Below are 24,760 nucleotides of genomic sequence, written 5' to 3'. Positions count from 1 at the left end.
AGGGTGAGCACGCCGAGCAAGATACGCTTCGCCACCGTGCGCGACCTCTACGCCGCTTTTCCCACGGCGGAGGTCGACGTCGGAATCGAGAGCTGCGAGGAGCCTTCCGCAGGTTTCGTCTCCCGTCTCGCCAAGGAGGGCGATCGTCGCGCGGCCTTGTCCTATTGCGCCTATCTTCTGGCGCGGCGCGAGGCGGTGTGGTGGGCGGCGCGCTGCGTGCGGCAGACGGAGCCGGCGGACGCCGTGTCGCTGCGCTGCCTGCAGGCGGCGGAGGAATGGGTGAGCGAGCCGAGCGAGGCGCGGCGCCGGCGCGCGCTGGAGGAGGCCGCGCAGGCGCGAAAATCGCTGGCCGCGGCCTGGGTCGCGCAAGCGGCGGGATGGTCGGGCGGCAATGTCTCGCCCGATCCCGCCTTTTATCTGGAGCCGCCGCCGCAGGCCACGGCGCAGGCGGCGCGCGGAGCGGTGCTGATCACGCTCGGCGCCATTGCGGGGGATCGCCGTGAGGCCGTCGAGACCGGATGGATAGAGGCGGCGCTGCGTTGCGCGCTCGGCGATCTTCAACGGTCGTGACGCTATGAGGCGCGGGCTCGCGGCCCGCTGAGGGAGCCATCGGGGAATGCGCCTGACATTGACGATCGAGAATTTCAGCCGAAGGCCGGACGGCGGCCCGCTGACCTATGTCGCGGAAGGCCGCCGCAGCATCGACATCGGCCGCAATCAGCATCTCGACTGGTGCCTGCCGGACGAGAATCATTTCATCTCCGGCCGCCATTGCGAGATCGCGCCGCGCGACGGCAGCTATTATCTCACCGATGTCTCGATGAACGGCACTTTCGTCAATCACCCGGACAATCGCGTGCAATCGCCCTATCGGCTACGCGATGGCGATCGTCTCTATATCGGCGAATATGTCGTGGTGGCGCATGTGGAGGGCGACGCGCCCGCCCTCGAGCCCGCCGCCGTCTCGTCGACGCAGCCGGTTCCGGCCTACGACGATTTCTGGAGCTCCTCGGAGCCGGCGCCGCCGCCCATCGATCCACGCTCGCTCGATCCGCGCCGGCTCGATCCGGGACCGCAGACCGATTGGATCGACCATGTCGCCGATGTGGCGACGCCGATAGCGCCGACCCCGCGCCGACCTTCCGCCGACCCCGCGCCCGCCTCCTTTTGGGGCGAGCCGCCACAGCCGGCCGCCGCTGTTCCAGTCGCCGCGCCGAACGACATTTGGGGCGCGCCGTCGCCGGCTGCGTCGACTCCCGCGCCCGTTGTCGACTGGGGCTCGCCCCCGCCCGCTCCGGCGCCTTCCGTCGCGCCTCTCGCCGCCCCTGCGCCTCTCGCTGCGCCTGGGCCGATCGCCGCCGCGCCCGTTCCGCCGCCGACCCCTGCCGCCGCTGCGCCGGGGACGGAGGGCGCCTATGCCGAATTTCTGACGAGCTTTGCGCGCGCGCTGAACCTGCCGGAGCAGACCTTCGCCGGCGCGACGCCGGCGCAGCTCGGCGAGCAGCTCGGAGCGCTGACGCGCCTCATCGCCGAGGAGACGCGGCAATTGCTGCGCGCTCGCGCCGAGGCCAAGCGGCTGACGCGCAGCGCCAGCCATACGATCATCGAGGCGCAGGGCAACAACCCGCTGAAATTCGCGCCGACGACAGAAGAGGCGATGCGCATCGTGCTCGGTCCGCCGCGTCCGGGCTATCTCTCCGCCGGCCCCGCCTTCGCTCAGGCCTTCGTCGATGTGAAGGCGCATGAGCTGCGCACCTACGCCGCCATGCAGGAGGCGGTGCGCATGCTGAGCGACAGCCTCGATCCCGCGAGCCTCGAGAAAGCGCAGGGCAAGGACAGCGGCATCGCCTCGCTGGTCGGCTCCCGCAAGGCGCGGCTGTGGGACCGCTATGTCGAGCGCTGGACGGCGATGAGCCCGCGCTCGGGCGACAAGCTCGCCGACGCCTTCATGCGCAATTTCGCCGACTGCTACGACCGGGCCGACGCCCAGAAATAAAAATACACAGGGGGAGCAAATGTCTTGGCGCAGCAAGGTCGTGTGGAGCGAAGGATTATTCCTGCGCCCGCACCACTTCCAGCAGGGCGACCGCTATCTGGAATGGGCGACGACCGCCCGCACGCGCAATCTCGCGCCCTTCTCCTGGGGCTTCTCGCGCCTCGACATCGACCATGGTCTCGCGCAGCGCGGCAAGTTCGGGCTGGAGGCCGCATGGGGCGTGATGCAGGACGGCACGCCCTTTCAGCTCGAGGGTAAGGAGGAGCTGCCGGAGCCTCTGCCGATCGACGACAAGATCGCCAATCGCATCGTCTGGCTCGCCTTCCCGGAAGCCTCGCCCAACACGCGCGAGGTGGCGCGGCGCGACAGCGTTTCCGCGAGCCGCTATTTCCATGCCTCCGAGACCTTCATCGACTCCACATCCGAGCTGCGCGTGGAGGAGGAGATAGAGGTCGCGCATCCGCGCATGGAGCTGCATCTCGAGAGCGAGCGCAAGCGCGGCTACAATAATCTACCCATCGCGCGCATCGTGAAGATCGAGAACGGAGCCGTGCTGCTCGATCCCGAATTCGCGCCGACCGTGCTGATCTGCCGCGCGCATGATGTCGTCACCGGCTGGCTCAATCGCGTCATCGGCGGGATCGAGAACAAGCTCGAATCCATCGCGCGCTACGCCGCCGATCCCACCGCCGGCGGCGGCCTGCAAAATCGCGACTATCTGCTGCTGCAGACGCTCAATCGCGCTATACCGGCGCTCCAGCATTTCGAGCATACGGCCAATCATCTGCATCCAGAGCGGCTCTATGTGTTCCTCGTCTCGCTCGCCGGCGAGCTCGCCACTTTCTGCGCCGCCGATCGCCGCGCGCCGAGCTATCGCGCCTATGACCACGACAATCTGAAGAACACATTCGAGCCCGTGCTGCGCGATCTGCAGGATTTCCTCAGCAAGGACGCCGATCATCGCGCCATTCGCCTCGAGCTGCAGCAGCTCGCGCCCAATGCGTTCAAATCGCCGATCAAGGATCGCTCGCTGTTTCAGAACGCGTCCTTCTATCTTGAGGTCGCCTCGCGTCGTCCGCTCAGCGAGATTCAGATGCAGTTTCCCAATCTGCTGAAGATCGGTCCCGACACGCGCATGAACGAGATCGTTCACTATAATCTTCCCGGCGTGCCGATCGTGCATCGGCCCTCGCCGCCGCCGCAGATTCGGCTGCTCGGCGACCATGTGTATTTCTACATCGACAAGAAGAGTCCGCTCTGGGCCGATTTCAGCGTCGCCGCCGCGATCGGCCTGCATTTCTCCGGCGATTGGCCGGACCTCGAGCTCGAGCTCTGGGCCATTCGGGAGGATAAGAGATGAGCGACAAGGACAATCCTTTCGGTCCTCCGGGCGGCGATCGCACTGTCTTTCAGCCCAATCCCGGCGGGCGCCGTCCGCCGCCGCGTCCCGCTGCGCCGCCGCCGCCTCCGGCGCCCACGCCCGGATACACGCCGCAGACGGCGCCGGCCTATGCGCCGCAACAAGATTTCGGCGCGCCGCGCCCGGCCGAGAACCCTTACGGCCAATTCGCGCCCTCGCCTTTCGAGACCGCCAGCGCGCCGCGCGCTCCCGCGCCTGACGCCTGGGTGACGGGCCGCGGGCAGCAGCAGCAGACGGCTGCGTCCTTGCAGCGCGCCGAGGATTTGGATTTCGACGCGCTCGTCGCGCAGCATCCCAATCCGATCCTGCGCGCCGCCGGCCCGCTGCTGCATCTGCTCGGGCGTCTGCGCGTCGCCGCGCTCAGCGCCGATCTCGAGAGCCTGCTCGAGCAGGTCGCCGCCGCCGTCGCCTTTTTCGACAAGGATATTCGCAGCGCCGGCGTGACGCCGGAGCAGGCCAACGTCGCCAAATATCTCATTTGCGCGACGGCCGACGACATTGTGCAGAACATACCGACCGACGACCGCCATTTGTGGACGCGCTACAGCATGACCTCGCGCTTCTTCGGCGAGCGGCTCGGCGGCGTGAATTTCTTCAAGCAGCTCGAATGGCTGCAGCGCGATCCGGGCGCCAATTTCGACGTGCTGGAATTGCAGCATGTCTGCCTCGCGCTCGGCTTTCAGGGTCAGTATCGCGCCGCCGAGGGCGGCCCCAATCAGTTGCAATATATTCAGCGCAACCTCTATGAGCTGCTGCGCCGCGTGCGGCCGCGGCAGGCGCTCGATCTCTCGCCGCGCTGGAAGGGCCAGGCGTTGCCGCTCCGACGCAAGGGCTTCGCGCCGCCGGTCTGGGTCGCGGCGGCGGTCGCGGCGCTGCTGCTCTTCGGCGCATTCATCGGCCTGCGCGCCAAGCTCGGCGGAATCGGCGAAGCGGTCGCCGCGGAGATCGAGACGCTGCATCCCGCGACTAAGATCGCGTTGCAGGAGCGGCTGAATCTGCCGCGCGTGGAGCCGCCGCCCAAACCTTCCGTGCAATGCAAGCGCATCGGCGAGCAGGTCGGCGATGGCGTCAGCGTCACCTGCAATGGCAAATGGGTGCAGATCAAGGTCGGCGACGCCGTGCTTTTCCAATCCGGCAAGGCGGCGGTGCTGCCGCAATTCGCGCCCATCGCCGAGCGTATCGCGCGCGCCATAGACGGCGAGACCGGGCCGATCAAGGTGATCGGCCACACCGACAATCAACCGCTGAGCCCGCTCAATCCGTTCCGCGACAATCAGCGTCTGTCGGAGGAGCGGGCGCACGCCGTCGCTTCTCTGCTGAAGCCGCTGCTCAAGGATGCGTCGCGCGTCGCGGAGGCCGGCCGCGGCCCTTCCGAGCCGATCGCCGACAACGCCAATGAAGCCGGACGTCGCCTCAACCGGCGCGTCGAAGTGCTGATCGGCCGCATAGACTGAGGATTTTCGTCAATGTCCGACAAGACCGGCGTCAAGGGCGACATCGTCCGCATCATTCTGCTCGGCCTCGGCCTCGCGTCGATCTCGAGCATCGTCTATCTCGCCGGGCCGTTCATCGCCTTCGGCGGCTGGCGTCCGCTCGAGAATGAGATCGTCCGCGAGATCGTCATCGTCGTCATCGTCGCGCTGGCGGCGGCGGTCGCCGGCTTCTCCTTCTGGCGGCGGCGCAAGAACGCCAAATCACTGGCCGATGGCGTCGCCGACGCCGAGGCCGACGAGGACGATTCCATCGTGCTCGGCGAGCGCATGAAGGACGCGCTCGCCACTTTGAAGAAATCCGCCAAGGGCGGCTCCACCTATCTCTATGATCTGCCCTGGTATGTCATCATCGGCCCGCCCGGCGCCGGCAAGACGACGGCGCTGGTCAATTCGGGCCTGCGCTTTCCGCTGTCCGGCGGCGCGACGCCGGAGGCGATCGCCGGCGCCGGCGGCACGCGCTATTGCGACTGGTGGTTCGCCGAGGACGCCGTCTTCATCGACACGGCGGGCCGCTATACGACGCAGGATTCGGATGCGACGCTCGACAAGCGCAGCTGGTTCGCTTTTCTCGATCTCATGAAAAAGCAGCGCCCACGCCAGCCCATCAATGGCGTGCTGGTGGCGATCAGCGTTCAAGATCTGCTGCTCTGCTCGCGCGAGGAGCGCGCCGCCCATGCGCGCGCCATTCGCGCCCGCCTGCTAGAGCTGCACGAACGATTGAAGGTGGATTTTCCCGTCTACGCCGTCTTCACCAAAGCCGATCTCGTCGCCGGCTTCACCGAATTCTTCGCCAATCTCGACAATGACAAATTGCAGAGCGTCTTCGGCGCGACCTTCCAGACGGCGGACAAGAAGCTCAATCTCGTCGCCGATATTCCGCGCGAGTTCGATGCGCTGATCGAGCGTCTGAATCAGAACATGCTCGACCGTTTGCAGGAGGAGCCCAATCCCGCCAATCGCGTGGCGCTCTACGGCTTCCCCGCGCAAATGGCGGCGCTCAAGCGTCCCGTGCATGATTTCCTCAACGCCATATTCGAGCCGACGCGCTATCACTCCAACGCCAATCTGCGCGGCTTCTATTTCACCTCCGGCACGCAGGAGGGCACACCGATCGATCAGCTCATCAATGCGCTGGTCAAGAATTTCGGCGCGCATGATGTCGGCGGCATCGGCTTCCGCGGCTTCGGCAAGAGCTTCTTTCTCTATGATCTCGTCGAGAAGGTCATTATCGGCGAGGCCGCCTGGGTGTCGACCGATCCGCGCGCGGTGCGGCGCGGCTTCGTCCTGAAGACGGCCGCCTTCGCGCTCATCGCGCTCATCAGCACGGGCGCGGGCTTCGCGATGTGGAAGAGTTACGCCGCCAATGCCGAATTGACGGCGACCGCGCAGACTTTGGCGCGCGAATATGCGGCGGACGCCGCCTATCCGTTGACGCGGCAAATGGTCGTCGAGGATCGCGACTATGGCAAGATTCTCGGCCTGTTGCAGAAGCTGCGCGACGCGCCGACCGGCTACGCCCATCGGGGCGATCCCGAATCCTTCTTCGAAGGATTGGGCTTCGGCCAGCGGCCGCGTCTCGTCGAGGCTTCCGTCGCTTCCTATCGCCTCGCGCTCGAGCGTCTGTTGCGGCCGCGTCTCTTGTTCCGCCTCGAGGAGTTGCTCGAGGAGCATCGCGACGATCCGGGCTTCATCTATGAGGCGCTGAAGGTCTATCTGATGCTCGGCCATGCGCGCACGCCCGTCGATCGCGAGGCGATCCTCGCATGGGAGCGGCGCGACTGGCGCGACAATCTCTTCCGCGGTCCGCTCGCCGACAACGCCAAGGCGCTGGAGCAGCATCTCGACGCCATGCTCGAGCTCGACAATGGTGAGCTGCTCGTCCATCCCAATCAGACGCTCATCGACGAGAGCCAGAAGACTCTCGCGCGCTTGAAGCTCTCCGAGCGCGCCTATCAGCTGCTGAAGTCCGAAGCGCGCACGCTCGACATCGCCGATTGGACCGCGCCGGGCGCCGGCGGTCTTCTGTTCGATCAATTGTTCGAGGAGACGAGCGGCAAGGATCTCGACTCGATCCGCGTGCCGGGCTTCTACACTTACGAGGGTTTCCGGCGCGCCTTTCTGCGCGGGCTGCCGGGCATCTCGGACCGCGTGCGCAAGGAGCGCTGGGTGCTCGGGCGCCCGGGGGAGGAGGAGACGCTCGGCGACGAATATCGTTCGCTCGGCAATGATCTGCTCGCGCTCTACGGCCGCGATTTCGACGCCGGCTGGCGCAGCGCGCTCTCCCGGCTGAAGATGAAGCGCCTCAACGCCGACAAGCCGCAATATCGCGCGCTCGGCGCCGCGACCGCCTCCAACTCGCCATTGAAGGCGCTGTTCGAATCTGTCGTCGAGGAGACGTCTCTCACCAAGGAGCGCAAGCTGCGCAAGGAAGCGCCGGCCAAGGAAGGCGCCGCCGCGCCGCAGATCGCTTTGAGCGACCTCTTCCCTGGTCGCGGCGACCGTCCGCCGGGCGAGGAGATCGAGAAGCGCTTCGTCCCCTTCCAGATTTGGCTGGATGGCTCGGGACCGCGCAAGCCGATCGACGAATTGCTCGCCGAGCTGAACGACATAAAGGACAATCTCGTCGTCGGCGCGACTCTGCCGGAGAATTCGCCGCAGGCGAATGCGGCGCTCGCCATGCAGCTGAAGAAATTCCGCGGCACGGCGGATCGGCTGCCCGAACCCTTCCGCCCCATGCTCACCGGCGCGGCCTCCGATTTCGATCGCGCCGTGCTCGATTCGGAGCTGATCCGGCTGACCGGCGCCTTTCGCGAGCAGGTCGCGACCTCCTGCCAGCAGCTGACGCCGGGGCGCTATCCTTTCGTCAAGGGCGCGGCCAGCGAGATCGGCCTCGCCGAATTCGGCCGGCTGTTCGGGCCGAGTGGCATACTCGACAGCTTCTTCAAGCAGTCGCTCGCCAAATATGTCGACACGGCGAAGACGCCCTGGAGTTTCCGGCCGGAATATCCGCTGACCGCACGGCTCTCGGCGGCGAGCCTGCGCGAGTTTCAGCGCGCCGCGCAGATCCGCGACGCCTTCTTCCCGTCGGGCGGCAACATGCCCAATCTCGCGCTCACCGTCTTTCCGCCGCCGCTGAGCGGCGCGGGCCGCACGGCGAAATTCGAGGTGAACGGCCAAGAGGCGACCTCCGTCGCCGGAACCTCGGTGACGCCGCGCGCGATCCAATGGCCCGGCGCCGGCGGCGGCCGCGCGGCCGTGAGCCTCGCCACCGAGCTCGCGCCGAGCCAGACCGCCGCGGCGGACGGCTCGGCGCCGGCGGCGGCGCCCATCGTGCTCGAGCGCTTCGGCGGCTGGGCGCTGTTCCGCCTGCTCGACGCCGCCGGCCGCTCCTATGCCGGCGAGCGGCTCAACGCGACCTTCTCGCTCGGCAAGCAGACGCTGAGCTTCGGCTTTCAGGCGGGCTCCACATTGAAGCCGCTCACTCTGCCGGCGCTCGCCGAATTCCATTGCCCGACGCAATTGTGAGGGACGTGGAATGCGGCGCGGATTGTTCGGCAAGCTGCAGGCGAAGCGGGATTTCGTGTCCCAGGGCGCGGCGCGCGGCTTTCTCTCGGCCTTCGAGCCGTGGATTCAAAGCGGCGTCGCCTCCAGCCGCGCGCAGCTCGGCGGCGATTGGCAGGCGGCCTATCTCACCGCGCCCATCTGGCGCTTCTGGCTCGGCCCGCAGCTCTGCGGCGGCGTGACGACGCTCGGCGCCTTCATGCCGTCGGTGGATGGCGTCGGTCGCTATTTCCCGCTCAGCGTCGCGTTTTTCGCCGAGGCGGGCGAGGCGCTGCCGCCGCCCGAGGCCGATCCGCAGGACCTCTGGTTCGCGACGCTCGAGGATTTCCTGCTCTCGACATTGGAGCAGGGCGTCGCCTTCGAATCGGTGCTGGAATCGCTGGAGACTCTGCCCGCGCCGGCGCTGGAGCAGCCGCAGGCGCGTCTCGTCACGCCGAGGGCGGCCGCGGCTCGCGTCGGCGAGGCGGGCTTCGGCGAAGCCTGCCGCTCCGCCCGCGAGGCGCTCGCCCGCGCCCGCACCGTCGCCGATCAGAGCTTCTGGTGGACGCAAGGCGGCGAGGGTTTCGAGCCTTACGCGCTGGCTTCGACCGGCATGCCCGATCCGGCGATCTTCTCCGCCATGATCACCGGCCGCTTCACGCCCGCGGCGAGCGAGCAATGAGCGGCATGGCCGATCTTCGCCCGATGCGCGCCTTCGCGCTCTCCGACAAGGGCCGGGTGCGCGCGGAGAATGAGGATAATTTCCTGTCCAAGCCGCATATGGGCCTTTTCGCCGTGGCGGACGGCATGGGCGGCCACGCCGCTGGCGCGACGGCGAGCGCTGTGGTCGTCGACAGTCTGAGCCGCGTCGCGCCACAGGGCGCGGCGGCGGAGCTGCGCCGGCAATGCGAGGCGGCATTGCAAGGCGCGCATCGCGATATCCAGCGCCAGGCGGCGTTGCGCGGGGTCGGCACGATGGGCTCCACCGTCGTCATGCTGCTGACTTTCGACCGCTATTACGCGTGTCTGTGGGCCGGCGACAGCCGCGCCTATCTTCTGCGCGGCGGCGATATCGTTCAGATCACCATCGACCACACAGAGGCCGAGCAGCTGCTCGCCGATGGCGTGCTCACGCCCGAGGAGGCGCGCAACTGGCCGCGCCGCAATGTCATCACCCGCGCGGTCGGCGCCGGCGAGACGCTGGCGCTCGATTTCGTCAATGGCGAGCTGTTCGAGGGCGATATGTTCGTGCTCTGCTCGGACGGGCTCACCGGCCATGTGACGGCGGCGGAGATCGCCGGCCTCGCCAGCGGCCGCGCGCCGGAGGAGGCCTGCCGCGCGCTGATCGATCTGGCGCTGGCGCGTGGCGGGACCGACAATGTCACCGTGCTCGTCGCCGCCTATCGGCAGCAGGAGGAGGAGCCGACCCGCTTGCGTCCGGGACGGGAGGAGTCCAGAGAAACGACGAGGCCGCGTTGAAGACATTCACGCGGACCACCTATCATTCATGCTCATGCGAGAGCCGGAATTTCAGAGCGATCACATGTCTTACTCGCCGGATGTCCAATCGATCCACGGCGCCCTGCCGCCGGGCGCGCGGCTCAACGCCAATTACGAGATCGACGCCTTTCTGAAGGCGGGCGGCATGGGCGATGTCTATCGCGGCCATGAGATAGAGACCGGCGACACGGTCGCCATAAAGCTCATTCGCGATCAGCTCGCCGGCGACGAGGCCGTGCTGGCCATGTTCCGCAATGAGGCGCTGGCGCTGCGCCGCATCCATCACGAAGCGATCGTGCGCTATTTCGGCTTCACGCTGGAGCCGCAGCTCCGTCGGCATTATCTCGCCATGGAGTTCGTCGAGGGCCAGCCGCTCTCCGATATTCTCGACCGCGGTCCGCTGCCGGCGGCGCAGGTTCTCGCGCTGATGCGCCGCATCGCCGCCGGCCTGCAGGCCGCGCATGAGCAAAATCTCGTCCATCGCGACGTTTCGCCGGATAATATCATCGTGCCGGAGACAGGCATCGCCCGCTCGCGCATCATCGATTTCGGCATCGCCCGTTCGCTGCGGGTCGGCGACAGCACGGTGATCGGCTCTGGATTCGCCGGCAAATACAAATATGTCTCGCCGGAGCAGCTCGGCCTCTTCGGCGGCGATGTGCGCGCGGCCTCCGATATCTACAGTCTCGGCTTGGTGCTCGCGGCCTGCCTCCTCGGCAAGCCGCTGCCGATGGACGGTACGCAGGTGGAGGTGATCGAGCGCCGCCGCGTCCTTCCCGATCTTTCCGCCATCGATCCGATGATGCGGCCGATCATCGCCGCAATGCTGCAGCCGGACCCCGAGGCGCGGCCACGCAGCATGGCCGAGCTCGCCGCCTGGACCCCGGACGCAGACGAGCGCGGCTCCACCGTCTTCGCGCCGCGTGGGGCACGGGCGACTCCCATATCTTCGGCTCCTCCGCCGATCCCGATTCCGCTCGGCGCCGCGCCGCTTCCACCGCCGGCGAGGCCTGCTGAGACCGCCGCGGAGAAGAAGCCGCGGCGCGCCGGCGTCCTTATCGGCTCTCTCGTCGCGATCATCGCGCTCGCCGCCGCAGGCTTCGGCAGCTGGCGCTATCTTCATCGCGAGGAACCGGCCGCGACCACGCAGGCCGAAACGCCTCTGACGACCGACGTTACCGCCGCCGAACCTCCGCCGCCCGTCGTCGAGCCACAAAAGCCGGTCGAGACTCGGCCCGATCCTTTCGTGCGGCTGCGCGAATATGCGCGTGATTTCGACGGCGGCGATTGCTTCCTCGCGGTCGTCGGCGACATCGCCGCCGGCGAGGTGCAGATCGACGGCTATGGCCGCGGCCGCGAGCCCTTCGACGCGCTCGATAAATCCTTCAAGGACGCGATGGGCGTCCCGGCCGCGATCGGCATCCGCAAGGTGACGGCGCCGCAATGTCCCGCGCTCGGCTTCGCCAAGAAATTTCTCGCCACGCGCGAGCCACTGCGTTTCGACGTCGCGCGCACGCAACTGCAGCGCAGCGGCGACAAGCTCGAGGGCGCGATCGAGACGCGCGCCGAACATGTGCGTTTTCTCATAGTCGACGACGACGGACTGGTGAATGATCTCAGCGCTCGGCTCGGACAGGAGCCCGGACGGCGCGACTTCGCGATGGAGCTGCGCGCCACAAGGCCCGGCCCTGTGCTGCTGGTGGCGATCGCCGGCGCGACGCCCATTTCCCTGGCCGGCGCCGCCCGCGCGGCGACCGCCAAAGAAGTGTTCGCGAAGCTCGCCGAGGAGCTCGCCAATGCGTCGCCGCCGCCGGCGGTGGCGCTGAAATATGTGTCGCTGGTCTCGGGACGCTGAGCGCCGCCGGGGCCGGCGAAAAATAGCCCCGAGACTTTTCGACCTCGGAGTTTCGAATTCGCATTTTCCGGCGCTGCGCCGGGCGGAGGATAGTCATGACGCGATCGATGATAGGGATTTTCGATCGATCGTTTCGCGCGGCCCTCGCCGCCTTCCTTCTCGCCGCAAGCGGGGAGAAGGTGAGGATGAGGGGCCGGGGCGTTTTCCGCTGGGCCTCACGCCCTGAGCCCCTCACCCCACCCCTCTCCCCGCTCGCGGGGAGAGGGGGACATGCGCCGGCCGATCAATCGTGCGACGACCATTCCTCGAAGAGGCGTTTCCACCTCCCCCTCGCCCCCGCGACGTCATGGCCGGGCTTGTCCCGGCCATCCACGCCAGGACGCCGAGGCGTCTTGAAAGCTTGGCGTGACGCCGAAGCTCCGGTGGGGCGTCCGTGGGATGAATCCGTTGATAGCGGGCGCTTTCCCACGATTTCTCAGCTGCTTGGCGTGGATGGCCGGGACAAGCCCGGCCATGACGGCTGCAGCGTTTCGCGATGTGCGAATCCGATAGCCCTCGAGGGGGGAGGTCGAGCGCCGAAGGCGCTCGGGAGGGGGTGCTTCCCCAGTCTCGGGGTCTCACCCCACCCCGGACCGCTTCGCGGTCCGACCCTCCCCCTTAAGGGGAGGGTGAGCTCGCCCCTTCTGGCATTGGCGACGCTCGCTCTGCTGCACGGAAGCGCGCTCGCGGACGATCAGCTCGTCCGCAGCTTCCGCCACGGCGGCGACGTCGCCTCCGTCGGCGTCGTCGAGGCCGGCGCGGATACGGAGATCGAAGGTCCGCAGGCGATCTATTCCGGCGCCGAAGGCGAGATCTATCTGCTCGATCAGGTCAATGGCCGCGTCTTGCGCTTCGATCCGCATAAGCCCGCCGAGGCGACGCGCTCGCTCGAATTGCCGAACGATCTGCGGCCGACCGACATCGTCGTCGCAAAGGACACGATTTATGTGTGGGACGAAGGCCCGCGCGCCTTGCAGGCGACCGGGCCGACAGATGCGCAGACGCGCAGCCTCGCGGTGACGCGCTCGGTCGCCGCGCCGGACGAGGCGACGCTCTCCGCCTTCGCGCAGACCGGCTCGCAGGAGATCGACGACGAGGCCGCGACACGCAGCCTCGGCGACGGAAAGCCCGCGCGCTCGCGGCAGACCATCGCCTCGCATGGACGCGGGCAGGTGGTGGCCGATGTGAACGCCCTCGACAAAAAGGGCGTCTCCATCTCCTTGCAGATCAAGGATGGAGCCGCGCTAGCCAAGCTCAAAATGCAGGTGCGCAGCCGCATCGGCTCGGTGGAGCTGCTGGATGTCGATCAGCGCGGCCGCATTTTCGTGCTGGGCGAGAATATTCCGACCGACGCGACCGACCAACCCTCGACCTTCGTCGCCCGCTACGCCTCCAACGGCGCGCTCGAGGGCGTGTATGAGCTGCCGCTGGACAAGCAGGTCGCCCTGTCGCGACGCTTCGTCACCGTCTCGGCGGAGGGTGACGTCTATTTCCTGCGGACGCGCAAAGGCGCGGTCGATCTGCTCGGCGTCGGCTTCCGCCCGATGAAGAATGGGCAGGTCATCGATCTCGCGCCGCCGGCGCCGGCGATTCCCTCTTACGCGCTGACCGATTTCGGCAAGCGCAAGGGCGCGACGGCGGCGATGCGTCCGCTCGATCGCACGCAGGTCGTGCAGACCGCGCTGCAATTCGCCAATGTGCGCTGGCGCGTCAACGCGGGCTCTTATGGCGCAGACCCGGACCGCTCTTGCAGCGGCTTCGCGCGCATCCGCCGGCCGGGCTATCTGCATGGCAAGCTGGGGCAGGAGGTCATCGGCATTCCCTATTGCTGGGGCTGCCATGGCGCGCTGCCGCGCATAGCGGCGGCGATCGGCGCCGGCCGTCTCGCCGGCAATGTCTGCACCCGCAACGATCCGCGGCCGGATGTCGCCGGCGTCGATTGCTCGGCTTTCGTCAGCGCCTGCTGGGGGCTCTCGACGCATTTCACCACAATGGCCATTCCGGCCATTTCGCGCGAATTGAGCAATCCTTGGGACCTGCTGCCGGGCGATGCGCTCAACAAGCCGGGCTCGCATGTGATGCTGTTCATGCGCTTCACGCCGGACCGCCGCGCCGAGGTGATCGAATCCTCGACCGGCGGCTGCAATGGCAAAGTGTGCCGCAACATCTATCCGCTCGCTTCCTTGCTGGCGCGCGGATATCGGCCGGTGCGCTTTCGCGGCCTCGCCAATGATATGAGCGCGCCGTCGCCGGTCGCCGCCGTCGCCACGGCGACGCCCATGGGCAAGACAAAACCCGAGACGCTGGATCAGAACGGCGCCGAGAAGCCCGCCAAGGGCGCGGTCAAGACGCGGACGCGGTGAGAGCGGCATGATCCTGCGCCTGCGCACCGGCTCGGAGACGCTGATCCTCGGCCCGCGCTCCGCTTTCGCGGGCCTCGCCGGCCGCGACCGCCGCGCGCTGGTCAGCGAATATGAGGTGCGTCGCCGGCTGCGCCTCGCGCTCGCCGATCCCGAGGGCGCCGATGCGCTGCGCCGCGCCTTCGCGCTTTGGCGGGAGGAGGGCGCGCGCATTCGCGAGGCCGACGATCACGCTTTGATCGATCGCGTCGCGCGCATGAGCCGCAATGGCGCGCTGGCGGCTTTCGTCGTCCAGGATCGCGCCAAGGGCCTCGGCGTCTCCACGGCCGCCGCGCCGCCGGGCGGCGCGAATCTCGTGGGCGCGAATGTCACGGGAATGAATTTGCAGGAACGCTTGGCGGCGACGCTCCGCCTCGTTCCGAACCATTTGAGCGGAACGACGAAGCAGGCCTTCGCAGAGCTCATCGAACCCAAAGCGCTGGCGACCACGGTCGAGGTGCTGGCGCTCTGGGCGATCTCCCATGCTTTCGGCGCGGGCGAGGCGATCGACGCGGTGCTGCTCGCCGCCGGCCTCTATTTCGGCGGCGCGCAGGTCTGGGGTGGGCTGCACGCGCTGTTCCATGCGCTCGATCTGATCCGCATGGCGCAGAGCGTGACGCAGCTCGACGAGGCTGCGGCGATTTTCGCGGAAGGCGTGACGAAGCTCGGAATCGCCGTTCTGATCGCCGCGCTGACCCATGGCGCCGCGAAAAAAGCCGGGCGCTGGACCGAGAAAAAGCCGAGCCTGCGCAACACGCCGCAGGAGAGGGCGCCAAAGGCGGAGAGATATGAGCCCAAGCCGAGCAAGCCGGCCGGGCCGCCGAATGAGCAGAAGCTGTTGCAGCCCGGACTGACGGAGCAGCTCGCGAAAATCTATGAGAAGGCCCCGGCGGCGAAGCAGGAGATAGACGCCATCGCCGCGGAGATCGCCGAGAAGACCGGCGGCGCGGTGGCGAAGGCGCCGCTCAAGGACATCGACCGGGCGCGCGCGAAGATCATCGCGGATTATCAAGGCGACGCATCCCGCATCCGCGACATAGCCCGCAACACGATCGTCGTCGAAAAGGAGAATTTCGACGCCGCCGTCGCGCTGCTGAAGGAGAAAGGCGCCAAATGCAAGATAATCGACGCGGGATCGGACGCGCTCGGTTATAGCGGCGCCAATACGGTCTTGAAGACGGAAGCCGGGATCATGGCGGAAATTCAAGTCAACACGCCGCAGATGATCTTCGCCAAGGAGACGCCCGAGGTCGCGAAGCTGATCTTGGGCGAGGAGAAATATGCGGAGATCGCCGAAGCCGCGAATCTCGAGGGCGGACGCGGGCATGCGCTCTATGAGGCGTATCGCGATCTTCCGGCCGGCGATCCGCGGGCCGCGGAGATCGAGGCCGAGAGCCGCGCCTATTACGACGCCATTCGGCGCGCGGGAGGAAAGTGATGGGACTATCGAAAGCCGATTTTCGCGACCGCGACGTCTATGTCGACTATCCTTTCGAGGATGTGATGTTCCGCTTCGACAGCAAGACTGGCGGCTTCTTCCAAAAATTCTACGGCGCCGCCCATGAGGCGGCGGTGCCGCATGACAATAGGCTGCTCACCGAGGCGATCCTCCAGGGCGAGGAGATCGACGCCGCCGCCTATCACGCCGGAAAAAAATGATCGGCGCGCCGCCGGGATGTGCGTCATCTCACATCGCCGGCCTTCCCGCCTCTGATATCGGTTGCGACGACGACAAGGGCGATGATAGCGTGAGCCATTGGGATCGCGTCTATTCATCAGACAATGGCCATCGGCGAAATGACGAAGCATTGGAAAAATTTCGTCCTTGCCCTCGCGAGCTTCGCTCTCGCGGCCGTCGTCGCGTCTCCCGCTTTCGCAGAGCGCCGCGTCGCTCTCGTGCTCGGCAACGCCGAATATGACCACATCGCCAGGCTGAAAAATCCGGTCAACGACGCCAAGGACGTCGCCGAGACTCTGGCGAGGGACCTCGGCTTCGAGGTCATCTCGCTCGTCAACGCCCGCAAGGAGCAGCTGGACGGCGCGCTCGCCGATTTCTCGCGCAAGGCCGCCGGCGCCGATGTCGCGCTGTTCTATTACGCCGGCCATGGCGTGCAGAACGAGGGCAAGAATTATCTGCTGCCGACCGACATCGCCGTGAAGGACGTCGCCGATGTCGAGTTCAAGGCGCTGGACATGGACCGCGTGCGTCTCGCGCTGTCGAAATCCGCGGGCGTCAATATTCTCATCCTCGACGCCTGCCGCAACAATCCCTTCGACAGTCTCGTCACCGCCTCGCGCTCGGTCGACGGCGGAATGCTGCCGCGCGGCCTCGAGCGGATGAGCGTCGCAGTGAACAAAGGCGCCAAGGGCATTCTCGTCGCCTATGCCGCCGCGCCGCATGAGGTGGCGCTGGACGGCTCCGGCCGCAACAGCCCCTTCGCCGAGGCGTTGCTCAAGAATCTGAAAGCGCCGGAGGTGGAGATCCGCCGGCTGTTCAACCTCGTCAGCGACGATGTCGCGCGCACGACCAAGGGCAAGCAGTCGCCGGAAATCTCCAGCCGCATCTATGGCGACTTTTATTTCCTCAGCCCGGATGAGATGGCCGAGCGCGCCTGGCAGAAGGCCTCCAAGACGCAGGACCCCGCCGATTTCCGCAGCGTGCTGACGCTCTATCCGACCTCGCCCCGCGCCCGCGACGCGCAGCTGCGGCTCGATCTCTTCGAGAGCGTGCAGCGCTGCAACGCCGAGCAAAAGGAGCTGGAGGCGATCGCCCCCGCTGATCTTTCGCGCCTGCGCGCCGCCGCCGGGCGCTTCTCCTGCGACGCCGCGCGCAAGGGCGCCGAAACGCTCGTCGCCAAGGCCGAGGAGAAAGAGCGTCGCGAGCTGGCGAGCTGCGAGGCCGACAATAAATCGCTCGGCGCGCTGCGCGAGGACGACCTCGCCGGCCTGCGCGCCGCCGCCGCGAGAATGACCTGCCCCGACGCGCGTCGGCGCGCCGGCGATCGCGTCGCTTCTCTCGAGGAGAAGGAGCGTCGCGAGCGCGACATCTGCAACGCCGATCTCGCGTCGCTGCGCTCCGTGGCGCGCGACGATCTTCCGGGCCTGCGCGCGGTGGCCGGACGGCTCGCCTGCCGCGCGGCGATCGAGGAGGCGAGGCCCCTCGTCGCGGCGCTGGAGGCGAAGGAGCGCCGCGAGCGCGAGACCTGCGACGCCGAGCGCAAGGCTTTCGCCGCGGTCGATCCGAGCGATCTTCCCGGCCTGCGCGCCGCCGTCGGCCGCATGAGCTGCGCCGCCGCGCTGGAAGGCGCGCGCTTCGTGCTCGCCCGCCTCGAGGAGAAGGAGCGCCGCGAGCGCGATATTTGCGATACCGATCGCAAGGCGCTGGGCGCCGCCGGCGTGAGCGACATAAGCGCGCTGAAATCCGCCGCCGCCAAAATGCGCTGCGAGGCGGTGCGCAATGACGCCAATCTTCTGGTCGCCGAGCTGGAGAGCAAGGCGATCCGCATCGAAGGGCAGAGCTGCGACGCCGAGCGCAAGAGCGTCGCCGGAATGGGCGGCGACCTCGCCCGGCTGCGCGCCGCTTCGCTGGGCATGAGATGCGACGCCGCGCGCGACGATGCAAAAGCCCGCCTCGCCAAGCTCGAGGAGCAGGAGACGCTGGCCCGCCAGACCTGCGACGCCGAGCGCAAGACGCTGCAATCCAAGGCGGACGACCTCATCGCTCTGCGCGCCGCCGTGCTGGCGACCACTTGCGAGGATGTGCGCAAGGACGGCAAGGCGCTCGCTGCCGAGCTCGAGAAAAAGCAGCGCCTCGCCAAGGAGAGCTGCGACGCGGATCGTAAGGCGCTGGACGGCAAGTCCGGCGATCTCTCAGGCCTGCGCGCCGCGCTCGACGGCATGAGCTGCGAAACGGCGCGCGCCGAGGCCCGCCGCAAGATCGCCGAGCTGGAAGGCGCCTGCGCCGCCGATCGCAAGAGCGTCGCCGACGTCGATGCGACGAGCTTCGACGCGCAGCAGAAATTGGGCGCGCTGCGCGGCCGCAAATTCTCCTGCGCCGATGCGCGCGGCGATCTCGACAAGGCCGTCGCCGCGACCGAGACGCGCGTGCGCGCCGCGCAGACGCAGCTGAAGACGCTCGGCTGCTATGCGGCCGCCGCCAATGGCAAGCTTGACGAGCCGACCAAATCCGCCCTCGCCGCCTATGCGAGCAAGAAGGGCGAGGCCGCGCCGACGCGCCTCACCGACGAGCTGGTCGCGCAGCTGCAGGGCCAGACCGAGATCGTCTGCCCGCATCAGGCCGCGCCCGTCGCCGCCAAGCCCGTGGAAGCGCCGGTCAAGGACGCCGCCCGCGAGGAGGCGGCTCCGGCCGCCAAGCCGGCCAAGCACAATGCGCGTCGTCATGAGGAAGAGGACGACGAGCCGGCGCGTCCGGCGCGGGCCGGCAAGCGCAATCAGATCGCCGCGCCGGTCGTCGCCCCGCGTCATATGCGCGAGCGCGCCCCCGTCGAGCGCCCGGTCGTCGCCCGCCCAGCGCGTCCGGCGGCCCCGGCCGTGGTCGCCGCCCCCGTCGCCGCGACGCCGAAGCCGCTCTCATGGTCGCATAATCCGGGCTTCTGATTTTTAGATTCGTCGCTCAGGCGTGAGGATCGCGCGTCAGGCCCCACATCGCGAAAGTCGCGAGCGCCGCCTCCACCTGCGCGCGCGTGCGGCTCTCCTCCGCCTCGCCAGACATTGCGCGGGTGAGATCGTCGACCGTTCGCGTTCCGTCGAGCAGCGCCAGAAAACGGCGCGTGTCATCACCCTCGAGCGCGACTTGCGAATGCCGATAGCTCGTCACCGAGCCGAGGCCGAGCCGCGCCTGCACGCGCGCCAGCGGATTGGCGAAAGGCTTTTCGCCCGGCTTGCGCCCGACAGGAAAAGGCTCCGTCGCCAAGCGCGCCATATTGCCCGCAAAGAGCCGCAGCAGCGCCGAGCGCGCCGCGGGCTCGGCCGCGATCTCGTCGATCGCGAGCGCGCGCGGATAGGCCTCGCCGAGCCGGCGCATGGCCGCTCCGAAAGCCTGATCGCGCGTCGAGACCTCACCCTTTCCGGCCGTTTTGAAAGCGTATTCGCCCTCGGAGACGCTGGCGTCCACGAAGGGCTCGAGCGGCGCCTCGAGATAGAGACCGGAAAGACGCTCCGGCGCGAAGCGCCGTTCCAGCGGCGCGCCGGCGCGGCAGAACAGGCTGCGACGAAAAAACCGCGTCTCGACGAAATCGAGCGCCTGCTCATAGGCGATCTGATCGCCGCCGGTGAGCGGCAAGGATTGGCTCCACAGCTCGCTCTCCCATAGCGCATGTCCCACCAGCGAGGGGTCATTGTCGCAAAGATAATCGAGCCCATGCGCCCGCGCTGCGGCGACGACAGTGGACAAGAGCTGCGGATCATAGATCTCGCCGAGCTCGTCGTGGAAGATGAGCCCATCCGGCCGGCCGAGAAAATCGCGCGCCTCCAGCGCCAGCGCCTTGCGAAAGGCGTTGTCGCTCGTCGACCATTGCTCGGCGTAGAAGCTCGCCGTCGCGCGCGCGGCGGCGATTCTGCGCTCTGGCTCCACTATTCCCGCGACGGCGCTGAGAAGCATGTCGCGCAGGCCCTGGCGCAAGCGGCATCCCGGCAGCGCATTATAGCTGATCATGGCGACGCCACGCTGCGACAGCAGCCGCCCGCACAGCGCCATCACCGCATCCTGAACGACCTTCGGCGCCCAGGCGTAGACGCCATGCGCGATGATGTAATCGAAGGATTGCGGCTCGGCCGTAAAATCACGCAGATCGGCGCAAACGAGCCGCAGATTAGAGACGCCCGCCGCCGCCGTCAGCTCACGCCCCGCGGCGACGGCGCGCTCGGAGAGATCGACGCCGATAAATTCCGCGCACGGCGCGCCGATCGCCATGCTGGCGAGATTGACGCCATCGCCGGCGCCGATCTCCAGCACGCGGCAGTCCTGAAAGGGCGCCGCGGGCCGCCCCATCAATTGCGAAAGAGCGCCGAGCTGCGTGGGATGCGTCCAATGGCGGACAGCGTAAGGATAGTCCTGCTCGTCATAGACATTCGTCATGGGAATGGGCTCGCAATATCGACGATCGATCCTCGGTGAATTCACCACGTCATGCAAGGCGCGGCTGCGGGACGATCAGGCGAGAGCGAGCGACGCCGGCCGAAACGAATCCGCGCGCGCGCTGCGCCAGGCGGCGGCGAAGCGCGCGTCCATCTCTCCACGGAGAAACGCGCCCGGCGCCGGCGCCGGATAGAGCTCGGCGAAAGTCGCCGCCTCATGCGGGGAGATGCGGCGACAAAAATGCTCCGGCGTGAAATCGCTCGGATGATCGAGCCCGGCGGCGGCGGCAAGCTCGGCGAGAGCTGCGAGCGTCGCATGATGAAAATTGCGCACGCGCTCCGCCTTGTCCGAGACGACGAGCGCGCGGCCGCGCGAGGCGTCCTGCGTGGCGACGCCGGTCGGGCAGCGATCGGTATGGCAGGACAGAGATTGAATGCAGCCGAGCGCGAACATGAATCCGCGCGCGCTATTGCACCAATCGGCGCCGAGCGCGAGCGCCCGCGCCATGTCGAAGCCCGTCGCGATCTTGCCAGCGGCGCCGATGCGAATCGCATCCCGCAGGCCGACGCCGATCAGCGCGTGATGCGCGAAGGCGAGTCCGTCGCGCATCGGCATGCCGATGTGATCCATGAATTCCAGCGGCGCCGAGCCGGTCCCGCCTTCCTTGCCATCGACGACGATGAAATCGGGATGCAGGCCCGTCTCCAGCATCGCCTTGCAAATGGCGAGAAACTCCCATGGCTGGCCGAGGCAGAGCTTGAAGCCGACCGGCTTGCCGCCGGAGAGCGCGCGCAGCTGCGCCAGAAATTGCAGCAATTCGATCGGCGTCGAAAAGGCCGAATGCGCCGCCGGCGAAATGCAATCCTCGCCCATGGGCACGCCGCGAATACGCGCGATCTCCTCGCTCACCTTGGCGGCCGGCAGCACGCCGCCATGGCCGGGCTTCGCCCCTTGGCTCAGCTTCACCTCGATCATCTTGATCTGATCTCGCGTGGCGATCTCGGCGAATTTCTCTGCGTCGAATGCGCCATCGCGCGTGCGGCAGCCGAAATAGCCGGAGGCGATCTGCCAAATGACGTCGCCGCCAGCCTCCTGATGATAGGGGCTGAAGCCGCCCTCGCCCGTATCCTGCGCGAACTCGCCCTTGCGCGCGCCGAGATTTAGCGCGCGAATGGCGTTGCGGCTCAAGGCGCCGAAGCTCATCGCGGAAATATTCAAGAGCGAGATGTCATAAGGCTGCGCGCATGCGGCGCCGATGCGCGTGCGAAAATGCGCGTGCGAGACCGGCTGCGCCGCGATCGAATGGCGCAACCATTCGAAGCCTTCCTCATAGACGTCGATTTCCGTGCCGAAAGGCCTTTTGTCTATGTTCATCTTGGCGCGTTGATAGACGATGGCGCGCTTGTCGCGGCTGAACGGACGGCCGTCCTTATTGTCCTCGAAGAAATATTGCCGTAGCTCCGGCCGCACATGCTCGAGCAGAAAACGCAAATGCGCGGAAATGGGATAGGCGCGCAAAATCGCATGCTCGCGCTGCAGCAGATCATGCGCGCCGAGCGCGCAGAGCGCGGCGCAGGCGAGCGCCGCCGGAAAGAAGGCGCTCGATAGATCGCCCTTCGTCGCTATGGCGCAGGCGAGAAAGCCCGCGATGCTGAGAGTGAGCGCGACGAAGCGGGGCGTGAGGGGGAGAAAGAGCAAGCGGAGCATGTTCGAAATCTCCTTCCCAAATGTGACGCGGCCGCTGCGGCGCGCGGGCGGATCGGCGGCTTTTCCGAGGCGAATGCGCCGAAAGCTCTCACGAGACGGCTGCATTCGCGCGACGATCACGCTCGCGAGCGCTTTTTTCCCGCGCTTGCCGGCGCGGAGGCGCGAATGATAGTCTCGCCTCGCTTGTTCGGGCCTTTTGCGTCATTCGAGATCCCTCGCGCGCATGATCGCTTTTCCTGATTTTTCCTGCGCTGTGCAGCTGATCGCGTCGCGCCGCCTTCGCCGCCTTCCTTCTCCCCGTGAACGGGGAGAAGGTGAGGATGAGGGGCTCGGGGCGTTTTGCGTTTTTGGCCAACGCCCCGAGCCCCTCACCCCGCAGGCGGGGAGAGGGAGAGGGCGGCGCGAAACCCTATCGTCCGCTCTGCGGCGAGGCGCGCTCGCGATCTCTTGCGCTATGCTCGGTCTTTTCGCGAACGCCGCATCGGCCGAGACGCGCGCCATTGTCATCGGCGTTGATCGCTATACGCATGCGCCGCCCTTGCGCGGCGCCGCGGCCGATGCGCGCGATCTCGAGGCGAGCCTGCGCGGACGCGGGGCGCGCGACATTGTGACATTCATCGACAAAGCGGAGCGCGCCGCGGTGATGCGCGCGCTCGACGCCATGCTGACGCGCACGCAAAAGGGCGACGCCATCTTCCTGACCTTCGCCGGCTATGGCGCGCAGCAGGACGGCCCCGTTCTGCTGCTGCCGAAATTCGATCCGAGACATGCGCGCGACCGTGGCGAGAAGATCGCGCGCGCCGAGCTCGATTCGATGATCGACGCTTTCGAGAAGAAAGGCGCGCGCGTCTTTCTCGTCGCCGACGCTTCCTTCGGCGACGGCCTCGCGCGCGAGGTCGATCCACGCGCGGCGAAGCTCGTCTATCGCTCGCTGAGTGAAGGCGCTTCCGCCGCCACGACGAAGATCGCGCCACGGGATTTCGCACGCTCCGTCGTTCTCATGGCGGCGGATGCGCAGTCCAAAGCGCCCGAGCTGGAGATTCCCGGCGTCGGCCAGCGCGGCGCGCTGAGCTACGCCGTGGCGCGCGCGCTGGAGGGCGCGGCGGACGCCAATGGCGACGGCGCCGTCACGACGGAGGAGCTCATCGCCTATGTCAGGGGGCTCGCCTATCAGCTCAGCGATCAGCGTCAGAACATCGCCGTCATCGCGCCGCGAGGGCTCGACGCCTCGAGGGATGTGATCGCGCAGCTCGGGCGCGGCGTCGGCGTGCAGGCGGTGGGCGGATCGCCGGCGGAGGAGGAGGAGGCCGCGGCTTCCTCCGGCGGCGGCGGGCTGACGATCACGCCGCTGACGCCCAAATCCATGGCCATCGGGCCGGGCCAGAGCCTGCCGCCGGCAAAGCCCGCCGCTCTGCCGCCGCGGCCCAAGGAGCCGATCCGCCTCGCTCTGCGCGGCGCCGCTGCGGAGCGCGGAACCGGCGCCGGCGCGCATGCGCCTTTCGTGCTCGTCGGCGCCGATGCCGCGCCCGATATCGTCTGGGACGCGGCGAGCCGCGACGCGCTGGCCGGCGGCGATGTGCTGGCCCATAATGTCGATGCGCATGAGCTCGACGTACTGATCGATCGCGCCGCGACGGTGCGCTGGCTGAAGCTCGTCGCCGGCAAAGGGCCGCTGCCCATGCGCGTCGCGCCCGAGGGGCTGCGGCGCAAGGGCGAGCGCGTCGAGATCACCATAGGCGGAGTCGCCGGCCGCAATCTGCTGCTGTTCGACCTCACCGGGGACGGCGTGCTGCAATTGCTCTATCCGCTCGCCTCGGACCCGCCCGTCGTGCAATCTTCCGATTACCGGCTGAGCGTGGTCGCGGGCGAGCCCTTCGGCGCCGATCAGATCGTCGCCATCGCCTCGACGCGGCCCATGCCACAGCTCGAGCAGGCGCTGCGGCAGCTCGATCGGCTGCGCAATCCGGCCAAGGTCATCGAGATCGTCTCGCAATTTTCGAACGGCGAGGCGCAGCTCGGCACAGTCGGCATTTTCACCGCGCGTTGAAAAGAAGGAGAGAATGATGCGGCGTCTTTGTCTCCCGCTTCTCTGCTGCGTCTCGAGCGTCGCGCTCGCCGAGCCGCAGGACGCCACGCGCTCTGTGCGCATCATCGACGATCCGCCCGCGGAGGCCGCGCCGGCGCCGCAGACGCAAGCGCCGGCGATCCCCAAGGAGCCGGCCAAGGCCGCCGGCGTCGGCGTGCGGATCGAGGTGCTGCCACAGGAGGAGTTCGCGCTCGGCGCGCCGATGAGCTTTCGCGTGACGGCGGAAAAGCCCGGCTATGTGATACTGGTCGATGTCGATGCGCAGGGAAAGCTGGCGCAGATTTTCCCCAATATGGTGACTTTGGCCGATCCCGCCGGCGTCGATGAGAAGGCCAATTTTCTGAAGGCCGGCCAGTCGATGACGCTGCCGGACGCCGGCGGCAAAGCCGCCTATCGCTTCGTCGCCTCGCCGCCGACGGGCGTCGGCATGGTGGTGGCCATATTGAGCGACGCGCCCTTGCAGATCGTCGATCTGCCGGATGTGCCGGCCGCCATTGCCGGGCAGGCCAAGGCCGCGGATTTCGTGAAGGATTCGACGCGGATGCTGCAGATCCTGCCCGCCGAAGGCGAGCACCCGACGCGCGCGCCCAAATGGTCCTTCGCGACGAAATTCTATGGAATCAAGTGA

16 protein-coding genes are annotated in these 24,760 nt (G+C 67.5%); 14 read left to right on the top strand and 2 right to left on the bottom strand.

Going from position 1 to position 24,760, the window contains the following annotated elements; translation table 11 throughout:
• The first annotated feature begins 3 nt into the window (after window positions 1-3).
• The 12 genes from EDE12_RS02835 to EDE12_RS02780 all read left to right on the top strand — a co-directional run bounded on the left by EDE12_RS02835 (window position 4) and on the right by EDE12_RS02780 (window position 18,859).
• Entirely contained in the window at window positions 4-570 is a 567-nt protein-coding gene (locus tag EDE12_RS02835) for a hypothetical protein (RefSeq protein ID WP_051592596.1), read from the top strand.
• A 46-nt stretch (window positions 571-616) separates the two neighbouring features.
• Window positions 617-1,996 (top strand): type VI secretion system-associated FHA domain protein TagH, encoded by a 1,380-nt coding sequence (tagH, locus tag EDE12_RS02830; RefSeq protein WP_026599755.1) that lies wholly within the window; start codon window positions 617-619, stop codon window positions 1,994-1,996.
• 19 nt (window positions 1,997-2,015) lie between these two features.
• Window positions 2,016-3,356: a type VI secretion system baseplate subunit TssK gene (tssK, locus tag EDE12_RS02825; protein WP_026599756.1), complete on the top strand. Its 1,341-nt coding sequence runs from the start codon at window positions 2,016-2,018 to the stop codon at window positions 3,354-3,356.
• Window positions 3,353-4,870: a type IVB secretion system protein IcmH/DotU gene (gene icmH, locus EDE12_RS02820; RefSeq protein WP_026599757.1), complete on the top strand. Its 1,518-nt coding sequence runs from the start codon at window positions 3,353-3,355 to the stop codon at window positions 4,868-4,870. Before tssK ends, icmH begins: the two co-directional genes overlap by 4 nt.
• Window positions 4,871-4,882: 12 nt before the next feature.
• Window positions 4,883-8,434 carry a type VI secretion system membrane subunit TssM gene (gene tssM, locus EDE12_RS02815; protein WP_036291273.1) on the top strand — a complete coding sequence of 1,184 codons (3,552 nt, stop codon included), beginning with the start codon at window positions 4,883-4,885 and terminating at the stop codon, window positions 8,432-8,434.
• Between the two features lie 10 nt (window positions 8,435-8,444).
• Window positions 8,445-9,131, top strand: coding sequence for a type VI secretion system-associated protein TagF (tagF, locus tag EDE12_RS02810; RefSeq protein ID WP_024878091.1), 687 nt, complete (start codon window positions 8,445-8,447; stop codon window positions 9,129-9,131).
• A complete protein-coding gene (locus EDE12_RS02805) occupies window positions 9,128-9,928 on the top strand; it encodes a protein phosphatase 2C domain-containing protein (protein ID WP_024878092.1) in 801 nt (266 codons plus the stop codon). Before tagF ends, EDE12_RS02805 begins: the two co-directional genes overlap by 4 nt.
• 64 nt (window positions 9,929-9,992) lie before the next feature.
• A complete protein-coding gene (locus EDE12_RS02800) occupies window positions 9,993-11,804 on the top strand; it encodes a serine/threonine-protein kinase (protein ID WP_084768649.1) in 1,812 nt (603 codons plus the stop codon).
• Between the two features lie 668 nt (window positions 11,805-12,472).
• Complete coding sequence (locus tag EDE12_RS02795; RefSeq protein ID WP_245275824.1) at window positions 12,473-14,206, top strand: hypothetical protein; 1,734 nt, start codon at window positions 12,473-12,475, stop codon at window positions 14,204-14,206.
• Window positions 14,207-14,213: 7 nt separating this feature from the next.
• Window positions 14,214-15,680, top strand: coding sequence for a hypothetical protein (locus tag EDE12_RS02790; RefSeq protein ID WP_051592598.1), 1,467 nt, complete (start codon window positions 14,214-14,216; stop codon window positions 15,678-15,680).
• Window positions 15,680-15,901: a hypothetical protein gene (locus EDE12_RS02785; RefSeq protein WP_026599759.1), complete on the top strand. Its 222-nt coding sequence runs from the start codon at window positions 15,680-15,682 to the stop codon at window positions 15,899-15,901. Before EDE12_RS02790 ends, EDE12_RS02785 begins: the two co-directional genes overlap by 1 nt.
• A gap of 138 nt (window positions 15,902-16,039) precedes the next feature.
• Window positions 16,040-18,859 (top strand): caspase family protein, encoded by a 2,820-nt coding sequence (locus EDE12_RS02780; protein WP_166671819.1) that lies wholly within the window; start codon window positions 16,040-16,042, stop codon window positions 18,857-18,859.
• Window positions 18,860-18,875: 16 nt separating this feature from the next.
• Here the strand turns inward: EDE12_RS02780 and EDE12_RS02775 are convergent, their stop codons facing one another.
• Both EDE12_RS02775 and EDE12_RS02770 read right to left on the bottom strand, forming a co-directional pair.
• Window positions 18,876-20,339, bottom strand: coding sequence for a class I SAM-dependent methyltransferase (locus tag EDE12_RS02775; protein ID WP_026599760.1), 1,464 nt, complete (start codon window positions 20,337-20,339; stop codon window positions 18,876-18,878).
• Between the two features lie 75 nt (window positions 20,340-20,414).
• Entirely contained in the window at window positions 20,415-22,046 is a 1,632-nt protein-coding gene (locus EDE12_RS02770) for an FMN-binding glutamate synthase family protein (protein ID WP_026599761.1), read from the bottom strand.
• Window positions 22,047-22,500: 454 nt separating this feature from the next.
• On the opposite strand from EDE12_RS02770, the gene EDE12_RS02765 reads away from it, so the two are divergent.
• Together EDE12_RS02765 and EDE12_RS02760 are read left to right on the top strand one after the other, a co-directional pair.
• Window positions 22,501-24,093, top strand: a complete 1,593-nt coding sequence (locus tag EDE12_RS02765) for a caspase family protein (RefSeq protein ID WP_036291277.1) — start codon at window positions 22,501-22,503, stop codon at window positions 24,091-24,093.
• 13 nt (window positions 24,094-24,106) lie between these two features.
• Window positions 24,107-24,760, top strand: a complete 654-nt coding sequence (locus EDE12_RS02760) for a DUF4384 domain-containing protein (RefSeq protein WP_051592600.1) — start codon at window positions 24,107-24,109, stop codon at window positions 24,758-24,760.

The organism is Methylosinus sp. sav-2, from assembly GCF_004366495.1.
GTDB lineage: Bacteria > Pseudomonadota > Alphaproteobacteria > Rhizobiales > Beijerinckiaceae > Methylosinus.
The sequence above is the reverse complement of the archived record's forward strand: the minus strand, read 5'-3'. Positions and strand labels throughout refer to the sequence as shown.